This window comes from Mammaliicoccus sp. G-M28, assembly GCF_022386595.1.
Lineage (GTDB): Bacteria > Bacillota > Bacilli > Staphylococcales > Staphylococcaceae > Mammaliicoccus > Mammaliicoccus fleurettii.
Window position 1 is genome coordinate 88,977 of record NZ_JAJNIF010000006.1, and the last position, 25,212, is coordinate 114,188.

At 31.1% G+C, this 25,212-nt stretch carries 29 protein-coding genes; 20 read left to right on the forward strand and 9 right to left on the reverse strand.

Annotation, left to right across the window (positions count from 1 at the left end):
• The first annotated feature begins 42 nt into the window (after window positions 1–42).
• The 5 genes from rlmD (at window position 43) to LQ609_RS07560 (ending at window position 4,800) form a co-directional block, all read left to right on the forward strand.
• The gene (gene rlmD / locus LQ609_RS07540) at window positions 43–1,416 is read left to right on the forward strand and encodes a 23S rRNA (uracil(1939)-C(5))-methyltransferase RlmD (RefSeq protein WP_078358261.1); all 1,374 of its coding nucleotides are present in this window, start codon (window positions 43–45) and stop codon (window positions 1,414–1,416) included.
• A 131-nt stretch (window positions 1,417–1,547) separates the two neighbouring features.
• A complete protein-coding gene (locus LQ609_RS07545; protein WP_239734535.1) occupies window positions 1,548–2,684 on the forward strand; it encodes a PQQ-dependent sugar dehydrogenase in 1,137 nt (378 codons plus the stop codon).
• A gap of 99 nt (window positions 2,685–2,783) precedes the next feature.
• On the forward strand, window positions 2,784–3,329 hold the full coding sequence (locus tag LQ609_RS07550) for a DUF3267 domain-containing protein (RefSeq protein WP_119634442.1): 546 nt from the start codon (window positions 2,784–2,786) through the stop codon (window positions 3,327–3,329).
• A gap of 69 nt (window positions 3,330–3,398) precedes the next feature.
• Window positions 3,399–4,466, forward strand: a complete 1,068-nt coding sequence (dinB, locus tag LQ609_RS07555) for a DNA polymerase IV (protein WP_078358257.1) — start codon at window positions 3,399–3,401, stop codon at window positions 4,464–4,466.
• Between the two features lie 118 nt (window positions 4,467–4,584).
• A complete protein-coding gene (locus LQ609_RS07560) occupies window positions 4,585–4,800 on the forward strand; it encodes a hypothetical protein (protein ID WP_078358259.1) in 216 nt (71 codons plus the stop codon).
• A gap of 44 nt (window positions 4,801–4,844) precedes the next feature.
• Here the strand turns inward: LQ609_RS07560 and LQ609_RS07565 are convergent, their stop codons facing one another.
• Both LQ609_RS07565 and LQ609_RS07570 read right to left on the reverse strand, forming a co-directional pair.
• Window positions 4,845–5,399 (reverse strand): 3'-5' exonuclease, encoded by a 555-nt coding sequence (locus tag LQ609_RS07565; protein WP_078358260.1) that lies wholly within the window; start codon window positions 5,397–5,399, stop codon window positions 4,845–4,847.
• Between the two features lie 428 nt (window positions 5,400–5,827).
• Entirely contained in the window at window positions 5,828–6,334 is a 507-nt protein-coding gene (locus LQ609_RS07570; protein ID WP_078358494.1) for a ferritin, read from the reverse strand.
• A gap of 147 nt (window positions 6,335–6,481) precedes the next feature.
• Between LQ609_RS07570 and murT the strand changes: the two genes are divergently transcribed.
• Both murT and gatD read left to right on the forward strand, forming a co-directional pair.
• Window positions 6,482–7,792, forward strand: coding sequence for a lipid II isoglutaminyl synthase subunit MurT (gene murT / locus LQ609_RS07575; protein WP_078358495.1), 1,311 nt, complete (start codon window positions 6,482–6,484; stop codon window positions 7,790–7,792).
• Window positions 7,792–8,514, forward strand: coding sequence for a lipid II isoglutaminyl synthase subunit GatD (gatD, locus tag LQ609_RS07580; RefSeq protein WP_078358496.1), 723 nt, complete (start codon window positions 7,792–7,794; stop codon window positions 8,512–8,514). The genes murT and gatD overlap by 1 nt, the downstream gene beginning before the upstream one ends.
• 110 nt (window positions 8,515–8,624) lie before the next feature.
• Here the strand turns inward: gatD and LQ609_RS07585 are convergent, their stop codons facing one another.
• On the reverse strand, window positions 8,625–9,620 hold the full coding sequence (locus tag LQ609_RS07585) for an FUSC family protein (protein ID WP_078358497.1): 996 nt from the start codon (window positions 9,618–9,620) through the stop codon (window positions 8,625–8,627).
• A gap of 98 nt (window positions 9,621–9,718) precedes the next feature.
• Here LQ609_RS07585 and map point away from each other — a divergent pair, with 98 nt between their 5' ends.
• The 5 genes from map to LQ609_RS07610 all read left to right on the forward strand — a co-directional run bounded on the left by map (window position 9,719) and on the right by LQ609_RS07610 (window position 13,463).
• Entirely contained in the window at window positions 9,719–10,474 is a 756-nt protein-coding gene (map, locus tag LQ609_RS07590) for a type I methionyl aminopeptidase (protein ID WP_078358498.1), read from the forward strand.
• A 214-nt stretch (window positions 10,475–10,688) separates the two neighbouring features.
• Window positions 10,689–11,078 (forward strand): hypothetical protein, encoded by a 390-nt coding sequence (locus LQ609_RS07595; RefSeq protein ID WP_078358499.1) that lies wholly within the window; start codon window positions 10,689–10,691, stop codon window positions 11,076–11,078.
• Window positions 11,079–11,093: 15 nt separating this feature from the next.
• Window positions 11,094–11,804, forward strand: coding sequence for a cell wall-active antibiotics response protein LiaF (gene liaF / locus LQ609_RS07600; RefSeq protein ID WP_078358500.1), 711 nt, complete (start codon window positions 11,094–11,096; stop codon window positions 11,802–11,804).
• A complete protein-coding gene (locus LQ609_RS07605) occupies window positions 11,801–12,844 on the forward strand; it encodes a sensor histidine kinase (protein WP_078358501.1) in 1,044 nt (347 codons plus the stop codon). Before liaF ends, LQ609_RS07605 begins: the two co-directional genes overlap by 4 nt.
• Window positions 12,834–13,463, forward strand: a complete 630-nt coding sequence (locus tag LQ609_RS07610) for a response regulator transcription factor (protein WP_078358502.1) — start codon at window positions 12,834–12,836, stop codon at window positions 13,461–13,463. Before LQ609_RS07605 ends, LQ609_RS07610 begins: the two co-directional genes overlap by 11 nt.
• A gap of 455 nt (window positions 13,464–13,918) precedes the next feature.
• Here LQ609_RS07610 and LQ609_RS07615 read toward each other — a convergent pair whose 3' ends face one another.
• The 4 genes from LQ609_RS07615 to LQ609_RS07630 all read right to left on the reverse strand — a co-directional run bounded on the left by LQ609_RS07615 (window position 13,919) and on the right by LQ609_RS07630 (window position 16,438).
• The gene (locus tag LQ609_RS07615) at window positions 13,919–14,488 is read right to left on the reverse strand and encodes a beta-class carbonic anhydrase (protein WP_107509732.1); all 570 of its coding nucleotides are present in this window, start codon (window positions 14,486–14,488) and stop codon (window positions 13,919–13,921) included.
• Window positions 14,472–15,539, reverse strand: a complete 1,068-nt coding sequence (locus tag LQ609_RS07620) for a YihY/virulence factor BrkB family protein (protein WP_078358504.1) — start codon at window positions 15,537–15,539, stop codon at window positions 14,472–14,474. The genes LQ609_RS07615 and LQ609_RS07620 overlap by 17 nt, the downstream gene beginning before the upstream one ends.
• Before the next feature lie 72 nt (window positions 15,540–15,611).
• Complete coding sequence (locus LQ609_RS07625; protein ID WP_078358505.1) at window positions 15,612–15,911, reverse strand: YtxH domain-containing protein; 300 nt, start codon at window positions 15,909–15,911, stop codon at window positions 15,612–15,614.
• 161 nt (window positions 15,912–16,072) lie between these two features.
• Window positions 16,073–16,438, reverse strand: a complete 366-nt coding sequence (locus LQ609_RS07630) for a PH domain-containing protein (protein ID WP_078358506.1) — start codon at window positions 16,436–16,438, stop codon at window positions 16,073–16,075.
• A 137-nt stretch (window positions 16,439–16,575) separates the two neighbouring features.
• Here LQ609_RS07630 and LQ609_RS07635 point away from each other — a divergent pair, with 137 nt between their 5' ends.
• The 4 genes from LQ609_RS07635 to LQ609_RS07650 all read left to right on the forward strand — a co-directional run bounded on the left by LQ609_RS07635 (window position 16,576) and on the right by LQ609_RS07650 (window position 18,891).
• Window positions 16,576–16,779, forward strand: a complete 204-nt coding sequence (locus LQ609_RS07635; protein ID WP_078358507.1) for a DUF1128 family protein — start codon at window positions 16,576–16,578, stop codon at window positions 16,777–16,779.
• A gap of 19 nt (window positions 16,780–16,798) precedes the next feature.
• On the forward strand, window positions 16,799–18,028 hold the full coding sequence (locus LQ609_RS07640; RefSeq protein WP_078358508.1) for an aminopeptidase: 1,230 nt from the start codon (window positions 16,799–16,801) through the stop codon (window positions 18,026–18,028).
• Between the two features lie 81 nt (window positions 18,029–18,109).
• Window positions 18,110–18,289 (forward strand): hypothetical protein, encoded by a 180-nt coding sequence (locus LQ609_RS07645; protein ID WP_078358509.1) that lies wholly within the window; start codon window positions 18,110–18,112, stop codon window positions 18,287–18,289.
• Between the two features lie 107 nt (window positions 18,290–18,396).
• Window positions 18,397–18,891: an acyl-CoA thioesterase gene (locus LQ609_RS07650; RefSeq protein ID WP_078358513.1), complete on the forward strand. Its 495-nt coding sequence runs from the start codon at window positions 18,397–18,399 to the stop codon at window positions 18,889–18,891.
• A gap of 86 nt (window positions 18,892–18,977) precedes the next feature.
• On the opposite strand, the gene yfkAB is transcribed toward LQ609_RS07650, so the two are convergent.
• Window positions 18,978–20,105, reverse strand: a complete 1,128-nt coding sequence (gene yfkAB, locus LQ609_RS07655) for a radical SAM/CxCxxxxC motif protein YfkAB (RefSeq protein WP_078358510.1) — start codon at window positions 20,103–20,105, stop codon at window positions 18,978–18,980.
• 137 nt (window positions 20,106–20,242) lie between these two features.
• Here yfkAB and LQ609_RS07660 point away from each other — a divergent pair, with 137 nt between their 5' ends.
• The 3 genes from LQ609_RS07660 (at window position 20,243) to LQ609_RS07670 (ending at window position 22,032) form a co-directional block, all read left to right on the forward strand.
• Window positions 20,243–20,404, forward strand: coding sequence for an SE1561 family protein (locus tag LQ609_RS07660; RefSeq protein WP_088369017.1), 162 nt, complete (start codon window positions 20,243–20,245; stop codon window positions 20,402–20,404).
• 132 nt (window positions 20,405–20,536) lie between these two features.
• Window positions 20,537–21,052 (forward strand): type 1 glutamine amidotransferase domain-containing protein, encoded by a 516-nt coding sequence (locus tag LQ609_RS07665; protein ID WP_078358511.1) that lies wholly within the window; start codon window positions 20,537–20,539, stop codon window positions 21,050–21,052.
• A gap of 92 nt (window positions 21,053–21,144) precedes the next feature.
• Window positions 21,145–22,032 (forward strand): nuclease-related domain-containing protein, encoded by an 888-nt coding sequence (locus tag LQ609_RS07670; RefSeq protein WP_078358512.1) that lies wholly within the window; start codon window positions 21,145–21,147, stop codon window positions 22,030–22,032.
• Between the two features lie 428 nt (window positions 22,033–22,460).
• Here the strand turns inward: LQ609_RS07670 and LQ609_RS07675 are convergent, their stop codons facing one another.
• Window positions 22,461–24,194, reverse strand: a complete 1,734-nt coding sequence (locus tag LQ609_RS07675; protein WP_078358477.1) for a pyruvate oxidase — start codon at window positions 24,192–24,194, stop codon at window positions 22,461–22,463.
• Window positions 24,195–24,356: 162 nt separating this feature from the next.
• Here LQ609_RS07675 and sgtB point away from each other — a divergent pair, with 162 nt between their 5' ends.
• Window positions 24,357–25,175 (forward strand): monofunctional peptidoglycan glycosyltransferase SgtB, encoded by an 819-nt coding sequence (gene sgtB, locus LQ609_RS07680; RefSeq protein ID WP_239734536.1) that lies wholly within the window; start codon window positions 24,357–24,359, stop codon window positions 25,173–25,175.
• Window positions 25,176–25,212: the final 37 nt, after the last annotated feature.

A 25,212-nucleotide genomic window follows, 5' to 3' on the forward strand; every position in this document is an offset into this window, starting at 1 on the left:
TTGTCCCTTTTTTCTATGTTTAACGTGAAAGAAGGAGTTATTATGGCAGGTATAGTTAATAAAAACGAAATATACACAGGACAAGTGATCGATTTTACACATGAAGGACATGGTGTTGTTAAATTTGATCGTTATCCTATTTTCGTACCAAATGCAATAAAAGATGAAACGATTGAATTTAAAGTTATTAAAGTAAAAAAGCAATTCGCTATCGGTAAATTAATAACAATTAAAGAAGCATCTGAAAAAAGAATTGAACCACCCTGTGAGTATTATAGCGTGTGTGGAGGATGCCAACTTCAACATTTGAGCTATAGAGCACAATTAGAAATGAAAAAAGAACAAGTTGTAAACTTATTTAAACGTAAATCAAACTTTGAAGATACGGTTATTCATGAAACAATCGGAATGGAAAATCCATGGCAATATCGAAATAAATCACAAATACCAGTGGGTAAGAATGAACAAGGCGAAATTGAGTTAGGTTTCTATAGACAGAGAAGCCATGATATCGTAAATATTGACCATTGTATGATACAAGATGAAAAACATGATCAAATTATGATTAAACTTAAAGCTTTATTAGAGCAAATTAATATAAGCATTTATAATGAGCGAAAACATAAAGGTGAGTTAAGACATATCATATTGAGAAGCGGATATTATACTGGAGAAACAATGGTTATATTTGTAACAAACAGCAAACAATTAAGCCATAAAAACAAAATTATAGAATATATCACGTCAGAATTTGATAATGTTGTAAGTATTAAACATAATATAAACTTAGAAAAATCAAACGTTATAATGGGTAATACGTCACATACATTGTATGGACAAGACACGATTTCTGACAAACTCTCAGAATTTCAGTTTAAAATATCTGACTCTTCTTTCTATCAAATCAATCCAGTACAAACAGAGAAATTATATAACAAAGCTTTAGAATATGCACAATTAGATGGAGAAGAAACAGTTATAGATGCATATTGCGGAATCGGGACAATAGGATCTTATATGTCACCAAAAGCTAAACATGTTTACGGCGTTGAAGTTGTAGAGCAAGCTATAGAAAATGCGAAAGAAAATGCAGAAATCAATCATATAGATAATGCGACATGGGAAGCAGGAAAAGCAGAAGAAATCATTTTAAAATGGCAAAAAGAAGGTATAAAGCCAGAAGTCGTAATGGTCGATCCACCAAGAAAAGGATGCGATCAAACATTTATTGAAACTTTAATAGAACTTTCACCTAAGAGAATTGTGTATATATCATGTAATCCAGCAACACAAGTAAGAGATGTAGAGATATTAAAAGGAAGTGGTTATCAATTAAAAGAAATCACACCTGTAGATATGTTTCCACATACTACACATGTAGAGACAGTTGCTTTAATAGAAAAAATAACTGATTAAACAGCTAGCCATTATTACTAATATAATGAGAAGAGGCAGAGACAATTAATTTGTTTCTGCCTCTTCTTTTTGAGCTATTTTATTGTATGAATGCGCATACATCTGTATAAATAAATTAAGGAGGGTTGTTTATGAAGAACGTATTAATGAGTGCCATATCGGTCTGTTTTTTATTGTCTGCTTGTGGTAGTGATTCTAGTAAAGATGCTAGTGAGAAGACTGAAGAAACAAAAAACCAAACCCAAAATAATGCAACTAAACAACAGGGTGAATCGGATAATCAAAAAGATAGCAAGGAAACTAAAGGTGTTGAAACAGTGGTTGATAACTTAGATACGCCATGGAGTATTGCGAAGACTAGTGATACTTTTTATTTAACTGAGCGTCCTGGCAAGATTGTTAAGATTAAAGGGGATAAGAAGATAGAACAGAAAGTGAACTTAGAAGAAGATGTATCAACTGCTGCTGAGGCTGGTCTATTAGGTTTAGTTCTTGCACCAGATTTTGAGAATTCTAATGAAGCTTACGCGTATTATACGTATGAAAATAATGATGGACAGTTCAATCGCATCGTGAAGTTGAAACTAGATGGCGATACATGGAATGAAGAAGCATTATTGTTAGATGATATTCCTAGTGGTCAATATCATCATGGAGGAAGACTGAAAATTGGACCTGATAATAAGTTATATGCAACAACCGGTGATGCTTCTGATGAACAAAATGCACAAGATAGAAATTCACTAGGTGGAAAAATTTTAAGATTGAACCTTGATGGTAGTAAACCAAGTGATAATGCATTTTCTAATTCTTATGTTTATAGTTATGGTCATAGGAATCCACAAGGCATGGTTTGGACTTCAGATGATAAGATGTATGCGAGTGAACATGGTAATCAAGCGAATGATGAAATAAATGAAATTACAAAAGGACATAATTATGGATGGCCAGTAATTGAAGGTAATGAAGAAAAATCTATTATGGAATCTCCATTATTCACTTCAGGATCAGATGATACTTGGGCTCCATCAGGTCTTGCTTATCATGATGGGATAATTTATTCTGCTGCTTTACGTGGTGAAGGTATAATGAAGTTTGATATAAATAATAACAAAATGAATAAAGTTGCTTCTGATTATGGAAGAATTAGAGATGTTTATATCGTAAATAATGAAATATATTTCATTAGTAATAATTCCGATGGTAGAGGAAACCCTTCAGGTAATGACGATAAATTGTATAAAGTATCTTTAAGTCAATTGAAATAATAAAATGACATAAATTGTGTAATGATTAGTAATAACGGCAATTATATTTTATAATAAGCATGTAAAGATTATTAAGAATTGGTTTTATGGGGGAGTTAGATGCTTAAAATTGACTTAATTAACAACGTTTCTATTTTAAAAAGATTAGCGTTATTACAGTTTGTTCTATTTCTTTCACTAATACTAATTAGTTTTAAAGTTATAGCAAATGTTGTATATGTTTATGATGAGGGGTTTTTAAGGAATATCGTAACCGGGATAATTGGTTTAATTGTATTAGTATTTGTACATGAATTGATTCACGGTATTTGCTTTAAATTATTTAATCCTTCTTCTAAAGTTAAATATGGTTATATGAATGGTATGTTTTTTGCGACAATGCCTCATGCTATATTTAATAGGAAGCAGTTTTATATTATTTTGCTAGCACCTTTTGTCATAATAAGTTTAGCTTTACTTGTCTCTTTATTATGGCTACAAGTATCTTCTATCATTTATATCTTTTCTTTTCATGGTGCAGCTTGTATAGGGGATTTCTATATGGTTCAAATTATTTATAGTAATAAACAGATGAAATACGTTGAAGATACTGAAGTAGGAATTAATCTATTTTCAGAGAACAAAGACTTACAATCAACAAGTTAATAGAAATTTTGATATAATATATAGGAATTTGGGCAACCAACTTCCTATTTTTTTGTAGAGGTGTATACAATGGAACGGCGAATAATTCATATCGATATGGATGCTTTCTTTGCTCAAGTGGAAGTGAGGGATAATCCAACATTAAAAGGTAAACCAGTCATTATAGGTGGACGAGCTTCTGGTAGAGGTGTGGTTTCAACAGCTAGTTATGAAGCTAGAAAATTTGGTGTACATTCTGCAATGCCAATGGCTCAAGCACATAAACTATGTCCTGATGGTTACTATGTTCGTCCAAGGTTAAATCATTATAGAGAAGTTTCGAATGACATCATGGCTATCTTTAAGAGTTATACAGATATCGTTGAGCCATTATCATTAGATGAAGCATATTTAGATGTTACAGAGCTCGTTAGAAGAGACTTACCAGCTTCAATGATCGCACAGTATATCCAAAGAGATATTTACGATAAGACGCATCTTACATCATCTGCAGGTGTATCTTATAATAAATTTTTAGCAAAACTCGCCAGTGGAATGAATAAACCGAGTGGAAGAACAGTCATAGATTATGAAAATGCACACGATTTATTGATGTCATTACCTATAGGAGATTTTGCAGGTATTGGAAAAGTAACCGAAGAAAAAATGAAAGAAAAAGGTATCCATACTGGGAAAGACTTATATCAATATAATCAAATGGAAATGATTCAGCTATTTGGAAAAAGAGGCGTCAGTTTTTATAATAAAGTGCGTGGTATTGATCACTCTCATGTTAAACCTACAAGAATTAGGAAATCAATCGGAAGAGAAACAACCTTTGAAACAGACCAAAATGATGATGATTTCATATTAAACACTATACGTCAGTTAAGTGGAGAAGTTGCTAATAGAGCAGATAGACATGAATTAGCCGGAAGAACAATTACAGTTAAGTTAAAAACACACGACTTTGAAACACTTTCTAAACAAACTAGTAGCAATACACCAGTATACGATGAAGTGGAAATATATAATATCGCATATGATTTGTATAATTCTCTTAAAGATACCGACATAGCTATCCGCTTAGTTGGTGTATCCATTGGGAATTTAGTTTCTAGAACTTACCGTAATTTAACGATATATGATTTCATATAAACACTTAACTTGATATTTAATTTTATCCTTAGTATTCTAATATAAGTTATGAACGAGTTTCATTTAAAAGAAAAAAGGGTATTATTTAATACTTACAAATAAGAAGGTAGAGATTGATATGAAATTTAAATTTTCAATTATAGCGATTACAGTGTTATTGATTATATTATTTATTAAAAGCTCCATTGATACAGGTACATTTGATGTAATAAAATTACTAGGAATTGTTGCAATTGCAATATTGTTATTCTGGTTAGATAAAAAACTAGAAAGACCTGTTAACAAAGCAAGCTTGAGAAGAGATTTAAAAAAAGAATTTCAACACAAAGAATAATATTGAAAAACAGTGAAGAAATATAACATTTCGTCACTGTTTTTTTATACATATTTTTTATCAGATAATGATTTGCCATATATACTTAGGACTGAATCTAAATCTGGGTAATGTTTTAAGAGTCGGTACGTTATGATCGCACATGCTTTTGCATCATTTAAGGCATGGTGATGTCCTTTAAAATCAATATTATAGTACGACATCATAGGTGCCAAGCCATATCGGGGGTTGTTTATAGTTTTTCTTGCTAATATACATGAACAAAAATAAGTTAAATCAGGAATCTCAATATCAAGTTTCATGAGTGATTTAAACAATACATTCATATCAAATTTAGCATTATGAGCAACGACTGGTAAATCACCGATAAAGTCCATCATATATGGAAAGACAATATCAAATGTAGGTGAATTAGTTACGTCTGAAGGTTTGATTTTATGAATTTTAATATTCATACTAGAAAAATAATCTTCAGGATTCACTAAAGTATAAAAATTTTCCGTAATTTGATGATCAACTACTTTAACCATCCCTACAGAACATATACTTTCGGGACTACCGTTAGCAGTTTCAAAATCTAGTGCTACGAATGAAGACATTTCATCACTTCCTTTAGAACGTAATTATAATCATATAAGGACATAAAGTAAATCATGATGAATTATAAATATAAGGTGTTAAAAGTTGATTGAATGACCGTAAGTGAGTGTGTGTAAGGGACAAAATTCTGAGAAATGTCCGTAAGAGGTAGTGTAAGGGACAAAATTCTGAGAAATGTCCGTAAGAGGTAATGTAAGGGACAAAATTCTGAGAAATGTCCGTAAGAGGTGCTGTCTAAGGAGCACAATTCAGAATACTGCCAGTTAGCGCAATCTAAGGAGCACAATTCAGAATTCTGCCAGTAAGCCCCACAACCAAGCCCCACAACCAAGCCCCGCAACCAACTCCACCCTCATTTTCCACACAAAAACCTAGCTAGGACAATTAATTTGTCCTAGCTAGGTTATATAATTCTAAATAATCAATTTTATTCAGAGCCTTCATCAAAGCTACGTGATGCTAGTTCTTTTTCATATATAAATAGTGCGTTGTTGTCTTCTTGAATTCTTTCTAAGTAATCAATATGCGTTTCAAACATTGATTCTTCTTCAACTTGTTCATCTAAGAACCAATTTAAGAATGAAATTGTAGCAAAGTCTTTTTCATCTTTAGCAATTTCAGATAAATTATAGAAACGACGTGTTACATCTTGTTCTTGTGCTAAACCATCTTTAAATGTTTCTAATAAAGAATTGAATTCTGTTTTTGGAGCATCTAATGATGTGAAGATAGCTTTTTCACCACGATCATTAATATAGTTATATATTTTCATGCCATGGAAACGTTCTTCTTTAGCTTGTTGAATATAGAAGTTTGCAAATCCATCGTAACTCTTGTCTGCACAATAAGCTGCCATTGCCATATATGCATGTGCTGCGTAAAATTCATGATTTAATTGATTGTTTAAAGCATCTAGAATATTTTTTGATAACATAAAATATCTTCCCTTCTATAATGAAAATCTATTACATCTTTATTATACAATAACAACAATTGGAAACCAACGAATTAACATAGTGAAACTCTTTTTTTAAAGCTTTTGAACGTGGTATAATAATGTGACAGAATAAGGAGGTAACGTATGAAGAAGTATGTTGCGAAAAATGTAGCGAAACTTGCGCGTTATGCAAGTAGAAAAGTAGGTAAACAAGGTACGGATCTTCCGGGACAATTAGCACGTAAAATAGACCCACTTATTTTAAGAAAGTTAGCTAATGATGTAGATGAAATCGTGATGATCAGTGGTACGAACGGAAAGACTACAACTTCTAACTTAATCGGTTATACATTAAAGAAGAATAATATCGATATTATACATAATACTGAAGGTGCCAATATGGCCGCGGGTATTACTTCAAGTTTTATTGTGCAATCTAATAAAAATACTAAAATTGCAATAATTGAAATAGATGAAGGTTCAATTCCAAGAGTGTTAAAAGAAATGACACCTACAATGATGGTTGTAACAAACTTCTTTAGAGATCAAATGGATAGATTTGGTGAGATTGATACGATGGTTGATAATATTGCTAATTCTATTAAAGATAAAGGTATTAAATTATTACTAAATGCAGATGATCCTTTTGTTAGTAGATTGAAAATAGCTAGTGATGATATTGTTTATTATGGCATGCAAAAGGGCATTCATGACTTTGAGCAAAGTACGATGGTTGAAAGTAAATATTGCCCGAATTGTGGACGCTTATTAAATTATAGTCATGTCCATTACAATCAAATAGGTCATTATACATGTGAATGTGGATTTAACAGAGCAACGCCTCAGTATGAAGTAACTTCGTTTAAACAAGAACCTTTTATACATGTTGGTCTAAATGATGCACATTTTGATATGAAAATAGCAGGTGATTTCAATGTGTTTAACGTTATTGCTGCCTATACAGTATTAAGAGAATTAGGACTTAATGATCAATCTATCAAAACTGGGTTTGAATCTTATACATCAGATAATGGTCGTATGCAATATTATAGAAATAATAAAAAAGAAGCATTAATTAACTTAGCTAAAAATCCAGCAGGACTAAATGCTAGTCTATCTGTAGGTGAGCAAGTTGACGGTGAAAAAGTTTATTTAATTAGTTTAAATGATAACGGCGCTGATGGTAGAGATATTTCTTGGATTTATGACGCTGATTTTGAAAAATTATCTAGACAAAATATTAAAGCAATTATTTGCACAGGACAAAGAGCTGAAGAGTTAGCTTTAAGATTAAAATATGCAGAAGTCAATGCAGACGTTATAATTGAAAATTCAATAGAAAAAGCAACTGAACTTTCAATGACTTATTCGCAATTTACAGTTGCGATACCTAACTATACATCATTGGCACCAATGCATAGGACGTTAAATAAATCCTTTAAGGAGGAAGCATAATGTTACCTATAAAGATATTTCATTTTATGCCGGATAAATTAAATTTATATGGAGATATAGGCAATATTATTGCACTTAAACAACGTGCAAAATGGCGCGATATTGAAGTTCAAGTAGTAGATATAACAGATACTGAGAATTTGAACTTAGATGATTGTGATATCTTCTTTATTGGTGGAGGTAGCGATAGAGAGCAAAGTCTTGCTACAGAACAATTAAAGAAAATTAAAACACAACTTAAAAATGCTATAGAAGACGGTATGCCAACTTTAACGATTTGTGGAGGTTATCAATTTTTAGGTTCAGAATATGTAACACCAGATGGTACAAGATTAGAAGGATTAAATATTCTTGATATATACACAGAATCTAAGAAAGATCGTTTAATAGGAGATATTGTAATTGAATCAGAAACGTTTGGACAAATCGTAGGATTTGAAAATCATGGTGGAAGAACATATCACGAATATCCAACATTAGGTAGAGTAGTTGATGGATTTGGAAATAATGATAATGACAAACGTGAAGGCATTCACTATAAAAATCTATTAGGTACATATTTACATGGGCCGATTTTACCAAAGAACCATGAAATTACAGATTACTTATTAAAACAAGCATGTATTCGTAAAGGACTAGAGTTTAAACCTGAACAATTAGACAATACTGTTGAAGAAGCTGCTAAACAAGCTATCATTAAAAGGTTGTTGAAAGCTAAATAGCAGAAGTAGAACATAATATAAACAACCTCCCAATCGAGATGATTGGGAGGTTGTTTATATTTCTAATGATTAAGATTAGTAAACAAATTCATTAGAGTGCATTTTGAATATTATTTAGATATTTTAGAATATCTATCATTCAATATTTTATTGATCATCAATAGCTCATAAATGACATGACTTTTAATTTGATTTTCGTCAAATTCATCAAGACCTTTCACACTATTTTTAAGTGTTGATGCTGCTTTTTTCTGTTTCATAAATTCATTGGTTGATTCTAGGTGTTCATACGATTTTAAGAAATTCGAGAGTGCTATACGCTCTTTTTCTGTAAAAATAATATGAGTGTTCTCAGGTAAATAAATTAAATTTAATAAATGTGCATTAAGTAAACGATTTGTATGATATTTCATTTCAACTTTTCTTATGTGCGATTTTGATTCTTTCTTTGTTCGATGATAATCATATTCTTCTTTTTGATATTTAATGAGCTGTTCAATTTTAGTAGCTGACTGTTGCAACGTTGTCATATTTTTCATAGAAGTAGCAGATTCATATTCACCAAGTAAAAGTTCTTTAAGTCTGTTTATGTATATCTTTAATATTTTATTATCCATTTCACTATTAATACTTTCAATTTGATAAATATATTTAGGAGGTAAAATAATAAAATTAACGATACCTGCAGTAGCAAGCCCAATAGTGGTAGTTGCTAATCGAGAAACAAAGTTATAAACAAATGCTTCATGAATAACAGGTACCATAGCAACTGCAGTAATAGCAGCCACTAACATACCATCCATTAATTTAAGTTGATAGCATATTAAAATAGTTACAGTAGCTGCTAATGAATAACTTAAAGGCGATTCACCAAAGAAATATGTACTAATGACAGCAATGAATGCACCAAGTATAGAAGCGGGAAAACGTACATAAGCTTTTTTTAAAGAAGCTTTAGCTGTAGGTTCTATTGTTACGATAGAAGTAATTACAGCAAATATAGGGTTTAAACTTAAAGACATACAAATTAATGCAGTTAAAAATGTAGCCAATCCTGTTTTAATAATTCTTGCACCGATAATTCGAGATAACCAATTTTCCTTCATACACAAAACTCCGAAATCATTTTTTTATAGTATAACATGCATTTTCTGATATAATTAAAAACGACAAAAAAATTTTAAAAAGAAAGAACGGGATTTAAATGATAATTCAAAACAATGAAGAACTTGAAGGCCTAAAAGAAATAGGCAAAATATGTGCAATAATTCGTGATGAGTTGAAAGCAGCAACTAAACCCGGCATAACTACTAAAGAAATAGATAACATTGCAAAGGAAAGATTTGAAGAATTAGAAGCTGAATCAGCTCCTATTGCAGAATATGATTTTCCAGGGTATACATGTATAAGCGTAAACGAAGAGGTAGCACATGGTATTCCAGGTAAACGTGTAATACAAGAAGGTGATTTAGTTAACATCGATGTATCAGCACGTAAGAATGGTTACTATGCTGATACAGGCATCTCATTTGTTGTAGGTGAAGCGGATGATCCTAAGAAACAATTAGTTGTTGATGTAGCTGCAATGGCGTTTGAAGAAGCTATGAAAAAAGTTAAACCTGGTTCTAAGTTATCTCAAATTGGTAGAGCGGTTAATTCTACAGCACGTAAACATGGCTTAAAAGTCATCAAAAACTTAACTGGACATGGTGTAGGTTTATCTTTACATGACTCACCACAACACGTCATGAATTATTTTGACCCATTAGAAAAACAATTACTAAAAGAAGGAATGGTTCTTGCAGTAGAGCCTTTTATATCTTCTAATGCAACAATTGTAAGTGATGGAAAAAATGATTGGGCATTTGAAACGAAAGATAAAAGTTATGTAGCTCAAATTGAGCACACAATTGTCGTTACTAAAGATGGTCCATTATTATTAACTAAACTAGAAGATTAATATTAGAGGCTGGGACAATTAATTTGTCTCAGCCTCTAATTAATATATTGGCAGTAGATGACTGGGACGACGAAATCTTTTTTATGAAATTAGATTTCTGTCATAATCTCTTTTCTAAGACTAAGGACCGATTGTAATTTCGTCCCTAGGTCCATTTTGAAATATTGAATAACATTTTATAATAGAGTTTAATCTGACAGAAGTAGGTGATTCTATGTTTAATGTTGTTTCAAATCAATTAAAACAACTCATTCTTGTTTCTTATTATGAAAGTTTAGATACATGCGCTAAGCATTTAGATGTTAAAATAAAAGCTATGAAGCAATATATAAGTTATTTAGAACAGAAAAAATGTCAATTAAGTAAATTAATTGATAATTATACTTTAGAATTAGACAATAAGTATATGGATAAAATAGAAGACTTTAAAATTACTTGTGCTAAAAAACTTGAAGACTATGATTTACAATTTTTGCAAAAACAAATTAACATGTTAGAAAGTGAATTAGCTAAAATAGAAGAAGCAATTAAATGTACTTTAGACCAAATAGCTAATACGATTGCAGAACGTTCTATGCTTACACAAATGAATTCACTTCTCTAAGATTGGGGTGGTAAGTTGAAGAATAAATTTATATCAACAGAATTGTTAATTATACTCACTGTATTAATTCTGTTGTCGAACATTTACTATATTTTCTTTGAAAAAATAGGATTATTACTTGTCGTAGTAATGGGGATTATTTTTATTTATGTAGGTTATTTATATTTTCATAAATTACGAGGATTAATTATATTTTGGATTGGCGCTATATTATTAATTTATGCCTTACTTTCTAATCCATATATGCTTGCCATTTTATTTTTATCACTCATTTTTTTAGTAGTAAGATATATTATATATCGAAAAAAACCGCTAAAAGTGGAACATGTAGAAAATACATCCAATGAAAATATAAATGAATCATTTATAAAACAGAGATGGTTTTCACCACAAAAAACACCTCACTACATTTATAAATGGGAAGATATACAAATTCAACAAGCAATTGGAGATATAGAATTAGATTTATCATTAGCTGCTAATTTGTCCGAGAATAATGTAATTGTTGTAAGACAATATATTGGTAAGACACAAATAATTGTACCTTATAATTATCATGTGAATGTCCATATAACAGCATTATTCAGCAGGTTGTATATGAATGATCAAGTTTATAGAGTAAGAAATGAGACTGTGCATTACGAAGAAAACAGTCATAAAAATACTTTTAAAGTTAATATTTTCTTCTCAACATTTATGGGTGATGTTGAGGTGATATTCCGATGAATAACTACACTAGAATAATTGGGTCAATGCTCATTCTTATATATACAATTGTCGGTATATTATTTTTCTTAGATCGTATATTTATTAATATCATATATTTTCAAGGTATATTTTACACACAAATTTTAGGTGTACCTGCATTTTTATTTATAAATATAGTTGTCATCCTGTTATGTATTATTATAGGTTCAGCTGTAGCTTATAAAATTAATCAGCAACATCATTGGATAAAAGAACAAATAGAAAGATCAATACAAGGTGAAATATTAGGCGTAAATAATCATGAAATAGATTTACACCAAGAAACATTGGAAATTTACCACACTTTGATACCACTTCATGAAGAGCTTTATACTTTGAGATTGAAGTCACAAAAAATTATAAATGAATCGTATCAAATGAAAGACTCAGTCGTAAAAAAAATTATAGAAGATGAAAGACAACGATTAGCAAGAGAGTTACATGATTCAGTGAGTCAGCAATTATTTGCTGCTAGTATGATGCTTTCTGCTATTAAATCTTCAAATCTTGATGAACCACTTTCCAAACAAGTTGATTTATTAGAAAAAATGATACAAGATTCTCAATTAGAGATGAGAGCCTTATTATTACACTTAAGACCATTAGGACTTAAAAATAAATCATTAGGTGAAGGAATAAAAGATTTAGTAATAGACTTAAAACAAAAAATCCCTATGAAAGTTGTCTATGACATAGAAGATATAGATATTGCAAAAGGTACAGAAGACCATCTTTTCAGAATTACACAAGAAGCAATTTCAAATACATTGCGTCATTCTAAAGGTTCAAAAGTCTCAATCGAGTTAATTGAAACGAGTGATTATGTTATATTACGTATACAAGATGACGGAATAGGATTTGATACGTCGAATAGAGATTCACAAAGTTATGGTCTAAATACAATGAACGAACGCGCATTAGAAATTGGAGCAACTCTAAATATTATTTCAATGCCTAAATCGGGAACACGTATTGAAGTTAAGGTACCAAATAATAAGGAGGAACAGTATGACAATTAAAGTATTATTCGTAGATGATCATGAGATGGTTCGTATAGGTATTTCCAGTTATTTATCTACTCAAGAAGATATATCAGTCATAGGGGAAGCTGCTTCTGGTAGAGAAGGCATTGAAAAAGCCGAACAACTCGAACCCGATGTTATTTTAATGGATTTAGTAATGGATGATATGAATGGTATTGAAGCTACAGAACATATAAAGAAAAACCAACCAAGAGTTAAAATTGTTATGCTAACTAGTTTCATTGAAGATAGTGAAGTGTACCAAGCTTTAGATGCAGGTGTAGATAGTTATATATTAAAGACAACTTCTGCAGATGACATTGCAAATGCAATACGTAAAACATACAACAAAGAATCAGTATTTGAACCAGAAGTTTTAGTGAAAATGCGTAATAGAATGAACCAAAAAGCAGAATTATTTGAAATGCTTACTGAGCGTGAAATGGAAATCTTGCTATTAATTGCAAAAGGGTATTCAAATCAAGAAATAGCAAGTGCATCTCATATTACAATTAAAACAGTAAAAACACATGTAAGTAATATACTTAGTAAGTTAGAAGTTCAAGATAGAACCCAAGCTGTTATTTATGCATTTCAACATAACTTAATATCATAGGAAACATAGGCTGGACAAATATACTATATATTTAAAAGAGCAGAAATTCATTGTTAAAATTGAATTTCTGCTCTTTTTCTTGTATAAGTTTTTACACTTCTTTTGACTTGTGTGAATATGGATATCCATAGTTACACTTCTTTTGACTTGTGTAAATATGAGTATCCATAGTTACACATCTTTTAACTTGTGTGAGCATGGGTATCCATAGTTACACTTCTTTTGACTTGTGTGAGCATGGGTATCCATAGTTACACTTCTTTTGACTTGTGTAAGCATGAGTATCCATAGTTACACATCTTTTAACTTGTGTGAGCATGGATATCCATAGTTACACTTCTTTTAACTTGTGTGAGCAAGGGTATCTATAGTTACACTTCTTTTGACTTGTGTAAATATAGGCATCCTATAAGAAAAGAGGCTGAGACAAATTAAATTGTCTCAGCCTCTATGCATTATTTTGTGAATTCATATCCATTTTGAATGACTTCTAAATCACCATTGTGCGGATCAATTACGAATCCATGAATTGGAACGGATTGATCAAATAATGGATGGTTATAAACTTTTTGAATATTAGATTGTACGTTTTGTGTGACATCATCAAAGCCTCTTAAGAACTGTTGAATATCAATGCCAGAATGTTCTATCGTATTCAATGTATTATCGGTAACACCACGACTTTTCATAGTATCAATTACTGAATCAACATCTAAATTACCCATTCCACAATCTTTATGACCCATTATTATGATTTCTTCAGCACCAAGTGCATAAATCGCAACTAATAAACTACGCATTGTTGACCCATAGGGATGTGAAATTGTAGCTCCTGCATTTTTAACAACTTTCACATCACCATTTTTAAATCCTAATGCACGAGTAGATAGTTCTGTTAATCGAGTATCCATGCAAGTTAATAATACTGCTTTAGCGTTTGGTTTCTTTGTTGTAATAAAATTTTTGTATTCTTGGTTGGATACAAAAGTTTTGTTAAATTCTAATATATCATTCAATAGAGGCATTAGTCATTTCACCATTTTCTGTTAAGTTATTAAATGCTTGTTCTTCCGGTGACCCGTTCTTAAGCATTTTCTTTTGATGTAATACAGCATTAATTTCTGCACCTATAATTACGATTAATCCTGTTAGGAATAACCAAAGCATAAGTACAATAATACCACCGATACTACCGTATGTTTTTGAATAGTTCGCAAAGTTATTTACATATAATCCGAAAAGTGCACTTGAACCAAGCCACACAATTGTAGTGAAAGCTGCTCCAGGAATTACGGATAATACTTTAATTTTAATGTTAGGTGCTAACGCATAAAGTGTAACAAATACGATAAACGTAACTATTAGTGGTAGCACAACTTTTATTAAGCTAAAGACCCAACGTAGTTCAGATTCTAATCCTAAAGGTCCAAATAATAAATTACCTATTTGTTGACCGAAGATAGGTAATGCAATAGCAATACCAAAGACTACCACCATGATAACTGTGAAGAATACACTCATGATTTTTAGAACAACTGCATTTCTCCCATCTTCAACATCATATGCAACATTGAATGCATTCATCAAGGCAGTCATACCATTTGAGGCTGACCATAATGCTGCAATTAAACCAAATGAGAATAGTCCGCCACTCGCATTACTCATGACGTCATCAATTATTCCAGTTATAAGTGAAGCTGTATCTCCTGGTGCATTATCTGAAATCATTTTTGTGATAGTGTCAGGATCAACTTGGAATATTGGAATTAACGTCAAAATAAAAATAAGAGTAGGGAATAATGCAAGTAAGAAATAATAAGATAGTTGTGCTGCTAATCCAGTAGCATTATCTTTACCTATTCTATAAATTAATGTAGATAATATATTTCCATCTTTAGTGAACTTTGCTGGTTTATTAATTTTAGATACGAAAAATATTTGGTTATCTTTCTTAGCTGTTTTCGATTCAAATCTCTGTGGTGGAATATAATTTTCTTTTTTTATAGATTTCTTTTGTTCATCTTTAAAGTTTTTAGCTTGTTCTAAAAACTTTGAACTTGATTTATCATTTCCCATGAGAATTCTCCTAATTTAATATAATGTTAAAAAAGACTAGGATATTTGAATAAGCCTAGTCTTTACTATAAATTATGAATGATTTGGACCTGAGATTTGTCTTTCGTTCTTTTTCTCAATGAATGTATCTTTTGCATCCATAATTGATTGTTCTAATTCTGGATTTTTACGACGAATTTCTTCTATAACATCTTTCCAATATAGAACTTCATCTTTAATTTGATTTACTTTAGAAGGTTCTTTAGAGCTTTTACCTTCTTTAACGTTTTGAACTTGGTTAGATAATGATTGGCGTGTATTCTTATCAGCTAATGCGATAATTGCGCCAATAGTACCACCTATTAAAATAGCAGGAACTAATTTGTTTTGCATAATGTTTTTCCCCTTTCATATATATAACTTTAAAATTAACATTGACCTACATATCATATCATAAATATTTATTGATTTAGAGAATATAGGCACTAATACATTAAAATTATCACTAATCCTATTCATTCCCATAATTTCAAAGATGTAAACACAATTGTAAATTATAATAAAGCATTAGACAATAACTTTTCAAAAGGCATAATATCTAAGTTTCTACCGATTTTAATTTTGAAATGTCCAGCTCGCGTCCATAAAGTGATTTCACCGCTTAAATCGAGCAATTTACCAGCGTTCTCAGTAGACCACATGAGTATGATGTTATAAGGTATAGAGTATGTTTCAATTTTTTTACCTGTAATACCTTGTATATCACGTATGATGATTCGTTTATTAGTAAATACAGCTGTGTCTCTAAATGTTTTGAATGCACTATATGCTTGTTCACCATCAACAAGATATTGACTTATATTATCAGGTACAGCAACTTGTTCGAATAGAGTCCATGAAAGGATATCTTGTACTGCCATAATAAATCACTCCTAATGTACCGATTTGTATATATTGTATAAAAGTTTCATATTAATTGTAAAGCGAATATACGAGTTTGGTAGTTTTAATTGTAAGTACTTTTTGCTAAACTTAAATTTGAAAGGATGATAAAAAGATGACTGAATCAATTGAACAAATGGTAGATGATATAAAAGGCAAGTTAAGGCTCGTTAATACAAGCGTATTAAATAAAGATACGATTCCTGAAGAAAAGAAAGATGAATTAAAGGAAATACATACTATGGTCATGTCTAGAAAAAACATTTCAGCTAGTGAAATGACTGCAATTACTCAAGCATTAGGAGACCTTAGAAAATAGTCAAAGGGTGGTAATACAAATGGGATTTGAAAAGCAATTGCAAAAATATGCAGAACTATTAGTAAAAGTCGGGTTGAATGTTCAGGAGAAAGAACCTGTATATATTCAAGCTTCAATCGATGCAAGTGAGTTTGTTCACTTAGTTGTTGAAGAAGCATATAAAGTAGGGGCATCAGACGTTAAAGTAAAATATAAAGACGATAGAATTTCACAATTGAAATATCAATATGAGTCAGAAGAATTTTTCGAAGACGTTAAACAATATGATATAGATGAAAGAATGGATTATTTAAATAGAAAAGCAGCATTTTTATCTATTATTTCATCAAGTCCTGATAGCTTAAAAGAAGCAGATCCTAAAAAGATAAGTAAAGCGATGGCTGCTAATGGAAAAGCCTTTAAAGATTATATGGTAGCAGTGCAAAGTGACCATATGAGTTGGTGTGTTGCATCATACCCATCAGTAGGTTGGGCGAAAATGATGTTCCCAGAATTAGATGATCAAGAAGCGGTGAATAAACTTCTAGAAACAATTTTAAAAACTGTTCGAGTTGATCAAGAAGATCCTGTTAAAGCATGGGAAGAACATGATCGATTATTACATGAAAAAGCAAATTACTTAAATCAAAAGAAATATAAATCACTACACTACAAATCTGAAGGTACTGATTTAACGATTGAATTACCAACTGGACAATATTGGTCTGGTGCAAGTTCAATAAATTCTAAAGGTAATAGCTTCGTTGCTAATATGCCTACAGAAGAAGTATTTACTGCCCCACATAAAAATGGTGTTAATGGGACTGTAAGCAATACCTTACCTTTAAGTTATTCTGGTAATATAATTGATGATTTTACATTAACTTTTAAAAATGGCGAAGTTGTAGATTACAAAGCTGGAGTAGGTGAAGAAATTTTAAAAAGTATTCTAGAGACTGATGAAGGTGCTAAAAGATTAGGTGAAGTAGCCCTTGTACCTGTAGATTCACCAATATCAAATATGAATACTTTATTCTATAATACGTTGTTTGATGAAAATGCATCTTGCCATATTGCGTTAGGTTCTGCATATGCGTTTTGTATTGAAGGCGGCAAAGAAATGTCAGCAAAAGAGTTAGCAGAGAATGGACTAAACGACTCTACAACACATGTTGACTTCATGATAGGAAGTAAATCGTTATCTATAGATGGCGTATTAGAAAATGGTGTGAAAGAGCCATTATTTAGAGATGGTAATTGGGCATTTTAATATATAGCCATTTAAGATTACATCATGTATAATATAGATAAATAAGGTCATTATAGTTAGTCATTCAAAGGAGGGGATATCATGAGTACACCAATGGAATGGAGTGTTATGATTGCATTTGTGTTCGCAATATTTACATTTGGCGGAGCATTAATGATGTATCTAGTTGTTACATTCGATAGTAAAGAATCTGTACGAATTGATACTGCTGAAGAAGCACTAGAAAAGAAAGTTTTTGATGATGAGGAACATTATCATTAAAATAAGTGTTGGTGAGGCTGGGACAAATTAATTGTCTCAGCCTCTAATTATTATTAGTAAATAAGTAAACAACAAGTGGGGTTATTAAATTGGAAGAAAAAAAAGCAATGAAAAAATCAAGAAGTGTTAAATCAATACAAATTTTTCCAGAAGATACAAATCATCATAATACAATGTTTGGTGGTAAATTAATGGCTGAAATTGATGAAATAGCTGCTATAGCTGCGATGAGACATAGTGGGAACTCAGTTGTTACAGCTTCTACAGATTCAGTTGATTTTTTACAACCAATTAGAACAGGTGAAGTACTTTCGTTAGTGTCATTCGTTACACACGCTGGAACATCTTCAATGGAAATATGTGTGAAAGTAATCAGTGAAGATAATATAAATCATAAAAAACATTTAGCAGCTTATAGCTTTTTAACATTTGTAGCTTTAGATAAAGAAGGTAAAAAAGCAAAAGTACCTGCTATTTATCCCGAATCAGAAGATGAGAAATGGTTTTATGAAAGCGCAAAAGAAAGAGTTAAACTACGTCATGAAAGAAGACATGAAAGTAAGAAAACGTTAGACTTTATGTCAACGAAGTTATATATCTAATATAGGACATAAAAAACGCTCAATCTGTTGAAATACTTTACAGATTGAGCGTTTTTTTATGAAGTGATTTACACTTTCAATAATGGTTATTGATTCATTCTTAATTCATTTGCTTTAAAGTCTACATCTTTATAATACATATCTTTTACAAGTAAGTTAGGACCAAGGCATCTTACTTTAGGGCAATGGCAATTTAAAGATTTTGCTAAAGATGAATTCATCCATGTTTGATAAACATCTTCTAACTTATCTTGCTTAATATTTGCGATTGAACCTGTTTCATCTCCGAAATCTGTAACGATTACGTCACCTGAAAAAACATTAACGTTTAGACGGCTTCTTCCATCTGGATCATTTCTTAAGCTAACATTTTTTGCATCTTTTAATCTAGATAATAAATTTTGATCTGATTCATTCATAAAGCAAGGATAGAAAGGTAACGTACCAAATAACATCCAAGTATCTTCATTTCTAAAATCAAGTATTTCATGAATCGTTTCTTTCATCTCATCTAAACTCATAATATTTAATTGACTAGCAAAGTCTGATGGATACATTGGATGAATTTCATGTCTACTACACTTCATATCATGGACAATCTCGTTATGAATTTTATGTAAATATGGTTTTGTACTTTTATTTAACATCGTCTCAGCAGATACAAACATACCTTGCTCTGACAAAGTAGCTGAGTTTTGAATCATTTGTTCATAAAGTTTATATCTTGCTTTTAAAGGTGGTTTTTTATCCATAACGTGGAATCCAACTTCACTGAATTCATCAATTGTTCCCCAATTATGAGAAATATGCATAACGTCTATATATTCAGCAATTTCTAAATAACGATCTAACGGTAAAGTTAAGTTAGAGTTCATTTGCGTATATATACCTCTTTTATGAGCATATTTCAAAAGTGGTACGACGGTTTCTCTAATTGATTTTTTACTAAACATTGGCTCTCCGCCAGTTATAGAAATTGTCTTTAAATGAGGTACTTCATCTAATCTTTTTAAAATAAGTTCCATTGGTAAAGTATCTGGATCTCGTAATTGTAAAGTATATCCAACAGCACAGTGAGCACATCTCATATTGCATAGTGTTGTTGTAGTAAATTCTATATTGCTTAATTGCAATGAACCATGTTGATCTATATCATTGTAAGCTTCCCATGGATCATTTTGAATTGAGATAGGACTTTTTAAGTCGTATATCATGCTATATCCTTCTTTCTGAATTTTTTCCTATCTATGAGCGTACCACTTGTGAATAGATTTTCCAATACTGTTTTATGATTGTTTTTATACTTGTAATCATTCATAATAAAATTATTAAAAATAAAAGGAGTATTTAAATGAGTAAAAAAACATCACTCAATGAAATTAAACAAAGATTATCTGAATTTTTAGATGAGATGGAAGCAATGAACCCAGAAGATATGGAAGTGTCTGACGTTGATGAATGGATTGCTTTATTAGACGAACTAGAGAAAAAAGTACAATCTATGCATGATTAAATGCTAACTACTAATTACTTTTTTCAAAAAAAGGTATTTAAAATGATGAGTTGTATATAAAACATACGTTTAAAACTTTTCATAAGTGGTATACAAGTATTAGAATCATTATGAAAGGAAGAGATTGATATTATGAGTAAGAAAATAGCAGCAGTTGTAACTGACTTATTTGAAGATGTTGAATTAACGAGTCCACAAAAAGCATTAACAGACGCTGGACATGAAGTAGTCATTGTTGGTGAAGAAAAAGGAAAAGAAATCACTGGTAAAAAAGGCGAAAAAGTTAAAGTAGACTTAGGTATAGATGAAGTAAATGCTGCAGATTATGATGCAGTCTTAATTCCTGGCGGTTTCTCACCAGACTTATTACGTGGAGATGAACAAGGTCGTTTTGGTGAATTTGTTAAACATTTCGTACAAAATGAAAAACCATCATTCGCAATTTGCCACGGACCTCAATTATTAATAGATACTGATTTATTAGAAGGAAAAACTGTAACAAGTTTCTTATCAGTTCGTAAAGATCTACAAAATGCAGGTGCTAAAGTCGTTGACGAATCTGTAGTCGTTGACAAAGGCATCGTCACAAGTCGAACTCCAGATGACTTAGAAGACTTTAACCGCGAATCACTTGCATTGCTACAATAGATGCTTTTGATTGCCACTCACCTTTATGGTGGGTGGTTTTTTTGTATTTCATATTATATAATTTTTTTATAATATGAAAAGGAGTACGAATTATGGAGATAATTAAAGATGAAAAATATTTAAAATCAATAATAGGACGTGCTGAATTAAGCGACAATTTATTTAACAAAGTACAAAATAAATCTAGTGGAAATGATGGTGAAAGATATTTTAACGCTATTTTGAAATGTATGGAGCATATCGTTTATATAAATGATTTTCAATTTACATTAAATAACCAAGTACAAATTGATATGTTAGTTATTGATGATCGAGCAATATATTTATTCGAAATCAAAAATTATAAAGGCATTTATTACTTGGAAGATACCTTCTTTAAAAATAATTATGGTAATTCTATCATATCACCATTAATTCAAATCGAAAGAGCAAAGAATGAATTTCATAACCTGTGTAAATATCTCGAGATAGATAGACCCATTATATCTAAACTAGTATTTACAAACCCTTACTTCAACTTCAAAAATCCAACCCCTTATAAAGAAAGAATCATCTTACCCTCGGAATTAGGCATTATAAATCAACTTTTTTCAAATCAAAATCCAGAAGAAAATATAAAAATAAAACAAAAGCTATTAGCAGAAAGAAATAGTTTTGATAATCAATACTATAAAAGCATTACATTACCATTTAAAAACATAAAACCTGGAATTAAATGTCCAAAATGTAACCATATGTTTACAGTAAAGATAAAACATAAAAGACAAAAATGTACTTGTATGTATTGCGAATCAATAATGGATAAGAAATTTGTATACGAATATAACTTGAAAGAATTATGGTATTTAAAACAAGACAGTTTCACAATTTCAGAAGCAATTTGGTGGTTAGGAGGGGGAAATGACAAGACTATCAGAAGGTTATGTGATCAAATATTTTCCTACATTGGTAAGAGAAATAAAAATTACTTTCTTGATTAAAATAGCTGAAAATAAGGGACAAAATTCTGAGAAATGTCCGTAAGAGGTGCTGTAAGGGACAAAATTCTGAGAAATGTCCGTAAGAGGTGTTGTAAGGGACAAAATTCTGAGAAATGTCCGTAAGAGGTGTTGTAAGGGACAAAATTCTGAGAAATGTCCGTAAGTGGTGTTGTAAGGGACAAAATTCCGAGAAATGTCCGTAAGAGGTGCTGTAAGGGACATAATTCTGAGAAATGTCCGTAAGAGGTGCTGTAAGGGACAAAATTCCGAGAAATGTCCGTAAGAGATGCTGTAAGGGACATAATTCTGAGAAATGTCCGTAACGGAGCAACCTATGCACCACAATTCGGAATTCTGCCACTAAAGCCAAACTTTAGACTCATACAAAAAAGTGCGGTTCACGTCACATGTGAACCGCACTGCTTTATTTAGAAGAATCTTCTTATGATTGTTTTAAGAGGTGGCATTTTTTCGAGTCTGTTTTCTTCCATTGCTGTTCTTATTTCAAATTTTGCATATCCTTTAGCTTCATCCCATATGATTTTACCTGGGAGTGGAGCAGCGTCTGGATCTACTTTTACATTTATAACAACTGGTTTATTTGCATGTTTAGCTTTCTCTAATGTTGGTGCTAAATCTTCTACAGTGGCCACGTTATAACCAATACCACCACAGCTGTCTGCGAATTTAGCGAAATCAATATCACCTAAATCGATTGCATATTCTAGTTCACCGGCTGATTGTTGTTCATATTTTATGAATGATAATTCTTGGTTATTAAGTACAACTACAATAATTGGTAGTTTATAGTTAACAGCTGTAACGAAGTCTTGCATGACCATTGCGAAACCACCATCACCAGCTATAGCAATTGCTTGTTTATCTGGGTATGCTATTTTACTTGCGATAACACCTGGTAAGGCACATCCCATTGTTCCAAGCCAAGATGATGTAATGAATTGATGATTATGACCTAATTGTAAATATCTTGTACTCCATACTGTAGAAGTTCCGACATCAACAGAAAATACAGTGTCATCATTAGAGATTTTTTCAATCTCTGACATTAATAGTTCTGGTCTTATTGGTAAACTCTTATTATTACGATCTTCATCTAACCATTTATTCCAACTCTTCATATTTTGCTGACAGGCTTTAAGGAATTTACGGTCATCAACTTTATTACTTGCTAAAGTTAATGCTGCTAAGACATTTTTTGTATCTCCTATTAAGCCTACATCTACATTAAATCTGTTACCGATATTATTTTTGTTGATATCGATTTGAATACAAGGGATATCTTTGTCTGGTAAGTAATCTACATATGGATAATTAGTTCCGACTAGTATTAAGAGATCTGCATCTTTTGAAGCTTCAAAGGCTGGTTTAGTACCAATTTTACCTAAGTTCCCCATGAAGTTAGGGTGCTTATCAGGAATAATACCTTTTGCTGGTAATGTTATAAGTCCTGGTGCATCTATATGATCTATAAATTCTAACAGTTCATTTTTAGCGTTTTTTGCACCGGCACCAGTTAACACAACTGGTTTTTTACTATTGTTAATTAATTCTGCTGCTTTAGAGATATCTTCATCTTTAGCAAAAGTTACTGCATTTTCAAATCTATATTTTTCTCTTGGTACGTTATCTTCAATTTTTTCGCCTAAAATATCACTTGGAATAGTTAATACTGCTACACCTTTTTTAGCGTAAGCTGTCTTGATTGCTTCATCAACAATTTCGTGAACATTTTCAGCAGAGTCTAATTGTTTATTATAAACTGCTACATCTTCAAAAAGAGCTGTTAGATTAACTTCTTGGAAATATTTTGTGCCTAATAATTTAGAATCGGTTTGTCCAGCCAATACAAGCATAGGTACGTTGTCCATTTTTGCGTCATACATACCATTTAACATATGTATCGCTCCTGGACCTCCTATACTTAAAGCAACAGCTAATTTGCCAGTTAACTTGGCATAGCTACTTGCTGCTAATGTGGCAACCTCTTCGTGTCTAACGTCATAGAATTTAATGTTATCTTCTTCTGTTTTTAAGGCATCTACTACTTTATCTATAGAATCACCAGGAATGCCATAAACATGGTCAATCTGCCAATTTTTTAAAACTTGTACAAGTGCATTATTTGCTTTAATTTTTGCCATTTAAAATTCCTCCTCATGTTTAATGTATACCCGAATAGGCTAAAAGTTATACTTCAATATAAGACTCTGGACTGATTTTAATGATTTTAAGTAAAAAGAAGTGTTTAAAATACATATTACAAGCTATAATGATGTAAGAAATACTAATAAGGGAGAATAAAGATGGGTCTATTTAGCAAAAAAAAGAATGATATTCCACAACCTAATTCTCAAGAAGAAGTTCAATATAGACGATATCAACACTATTATCAAGAACCTGTACAACCGAGAAAAAGAAAAAGGGGATCAAAGGTGTTTCTCTTTATAGCAATATTAATTATACTTGTTATTGCATTCTATTTAGCAGTAATGTATATGTGGTCAAGAACTTCTGATGTAGATGAATTAGTTAAAATAGAAGATAAATCAGCATTTGTTCAAGTTGAAGATATGCCTGACTATACTAAAAATGCTTTTGTTGCCGTTGAAGATAAAAGATTTTACGATCATGAAGGTATAGATTTAAGAGGTGTGTCTAGAGCACTTGCAGTTAGTTTGAAAAATGGACAATTAACACAAGGTGGTAGTACCATCACCCAACAAGTCGTGAAAAATTATTTTTACTCTAATGAAACGCAATTAACAAGAAAAGTTAAAGAAATGTTTGTTGCGAAACGTGTAGAAGGTAAATATAGCAAAAATGATATTTTAAGTTATTACGTAAATAATATTTACTTTGGAGAAAATAATTATACTATTGAAGAGGCTGCAAATTATTACTTCGGTGCAACTGTAGATAAAAACAATCCGAACTTACCTCAAGTTTCAGTATTACAAAGTGCTATACTAGCAAGTGTTGTTAATGCACCATCTAACTTTGATATTAACAATATAAGTGATAGTTATATGACGAGAATAAAAACTACTCTAGAAAAAATGAAACAACAGAACTATATTACTGATTCTGAGTATACACAAGCTATAAATGAATTAAACCAATAATAAAACACACTGAGTTAAGTGATTAAACTTTTAAACT

Coding starts and splice junctions, on each gene's coding strand:
- rlmD (WP_078358261.1), top strand. CDS start 43: ATGGCAGGTATAGTTAATAAAAACGAAATATACACAGGACAAGTGATC.
- LQ609_RS07545 (WP_239734535.1), top strand. CDS start 1,548: ATGAAGAACGTATTAATGAGTGCCATATCGGTCTGTTTTTTATTGTCT.
- LQ609_RS07550 (WP_119634442.1), top strand. CDS start 2,784: ATGCTTAAAATTGACTTAATTAACAACGTTTCTATTTTAAAAAGATTA.
- dinB (WP_078358257.1), top strand. CDS start 3,399: ATGGAACGGCGAATAATTCATATCGATATGGATGCTTTCTTTGCTCAA.
- LQ609_RS07560 (WP_078358259.1), top strand. CDS start 4,585: ATGAAATTTAAATTTTCAATTATAGCGATTACAGTGTTATTGATTATA.
- LQ609_RS07565 (WP_078358260.1), bottom strand. CDS start 5,399: ATGTCTTCATTCGTAGCACTAGATTTTGAAACTGCTAACGGTAGTCCC.
- LQ609_RS07570 (WP_078358494.1), bottom strand. CDS start 6,334: ATGTTATCAAAAAATATTCTAGATGCTTTAAACAATCAATTAAATCAT.
- murT (WP_078358495.1), top strand. CDS start 6,482: ATGAAGAAGTATGTTGCGAAAAATGTAGCGAAACTTGCGCGTTATGCA.
- gatD (WP_078358496.1), top strand. CDS start 7,792: ATGTTACCTATAAAGATATTTCATTTTATGCCGGATAAATTAAATTTA.
- LQ609_RS07585 (WP_078358497.1), bottom strand. CDS start 9,620: ATGAAGGAAAATTGGTTATCTCGAATTATCGGTGCAAGAATTATTAAA.
- map (WP_078358498.1), top strand. CDS start 9,719: ATGATAATTCAAAACAATGAAGAACTTGAAGGCCTAAAAGAAATAGGC.
- LQ609_RS07595 (WP_078358499.1), top strand. CDS start 10,689: ATGTTTAATGTTGTTTCAAATCAATTAAAACAACTCATTCTTGTTTCT.
- LQ609_RS07605 (WP_078358501.1), top strand. CDS start 11,801: ATGAATAACTACACTAGAATAATTGGGTCAATGCTCATTCTTATATAT.
- LQ609_RS07610 (WP_078358502.1), top strand. CDS start 12,834: ATGACAATTAAAGTATTATTCGTAGATGATCATGAGATGGTTCGTATA.
- LQ609_RS07615 (WP_107509732.1), bottom strand. CDS start 14,488: ATGCCTCTATTGAATGATATATTAGAATTTAACAAAACTTTTGTATCC.
- LQ609_RS07620 (WP_078358504.1), bottom strand. CDS start 15,539: ATGGGAAATGATAAATCAAGTTCAAAGTTTTTAGAACAAGCTAAAAAC.
- LQ609_RS07625 (WP_078358505.1), bottom strand. CDS start 15,911: ATGCAAAACAAATTAGTTCCTGCTATTTTAATAGGTGGTACTATTGGC.
- LQ609_RS07630 (WP_078358506.1), bottom strand. CDS start 16,438: ATGGCAGTACAAGATATCCTTTCATGGACTCTATTCGAACAAGTTGCT.
- LQ609_RS07635 (WP_078358507.1), top strand. CDS start 16,576: ATGACTGAATCAATTGAACAAATGGTAGATGATATAAAAGGCAAGTTA.
- LQ609_RS07640 (WP_078358508.1), top strand. CDS start 16,799: ATGGGATTTGAAAAGCAATTGCAAAAATATGCAGAACTATTAGTAAAA.
- LQ609_RS07645 (WP_078358509.1), top strand. CDS start 18,110: ATGAGTACACCAATGGAATGGAGTGTTATGATTGCATTTGTGTTCGCA.
- LQ609_RS07650 (WP_078358513.1), top strand. CDS start 18,397: ATGAAAAAATCAAGAAGTGTTAAATCAATACAAATTTTTCCAGAAGAT.
- yfkAB (WP_078358510.1), bottom strand. CDS start 20,105: ATGATATACGACTTAAAAAGTCCTATCTCAATTCAAAATGATCCATGG.
- LQ609_RS07660 (WP_088369017.1), top strand. CDS start 20,243: ATGAGTAAAAAAACATCACTCAATGAAATTAAACAAAGATTATCTGAA.
- LQ609_RS07665 (WP_078358511.1), top strand. CDS start 20,537: ATGAGTAAGAAAATAGCAGCAGTTGTAACTGACTTATTTGAAGATGTT.
- LQ609_RS07670 (WP_078358512.1), top strand. CDS start 21,145: ATGGAGATAATTAAAGATGAAAAATATTTAAAATCAATAATAGGACGT.
- LQ609_RS07675 (WP_078358477.1), bottom strand. CDS start 24,194: ATGGCAAAAATTAAAGCAAATAATGCACTTGTACAAGTTTTAAAAAAT.
- sgtB (WP_239734536.1), top strand. CDS start 24,357: ATGGGTCTATTTAGCAAAAAAAAGAATGATATTCCACAACCTAATTCT.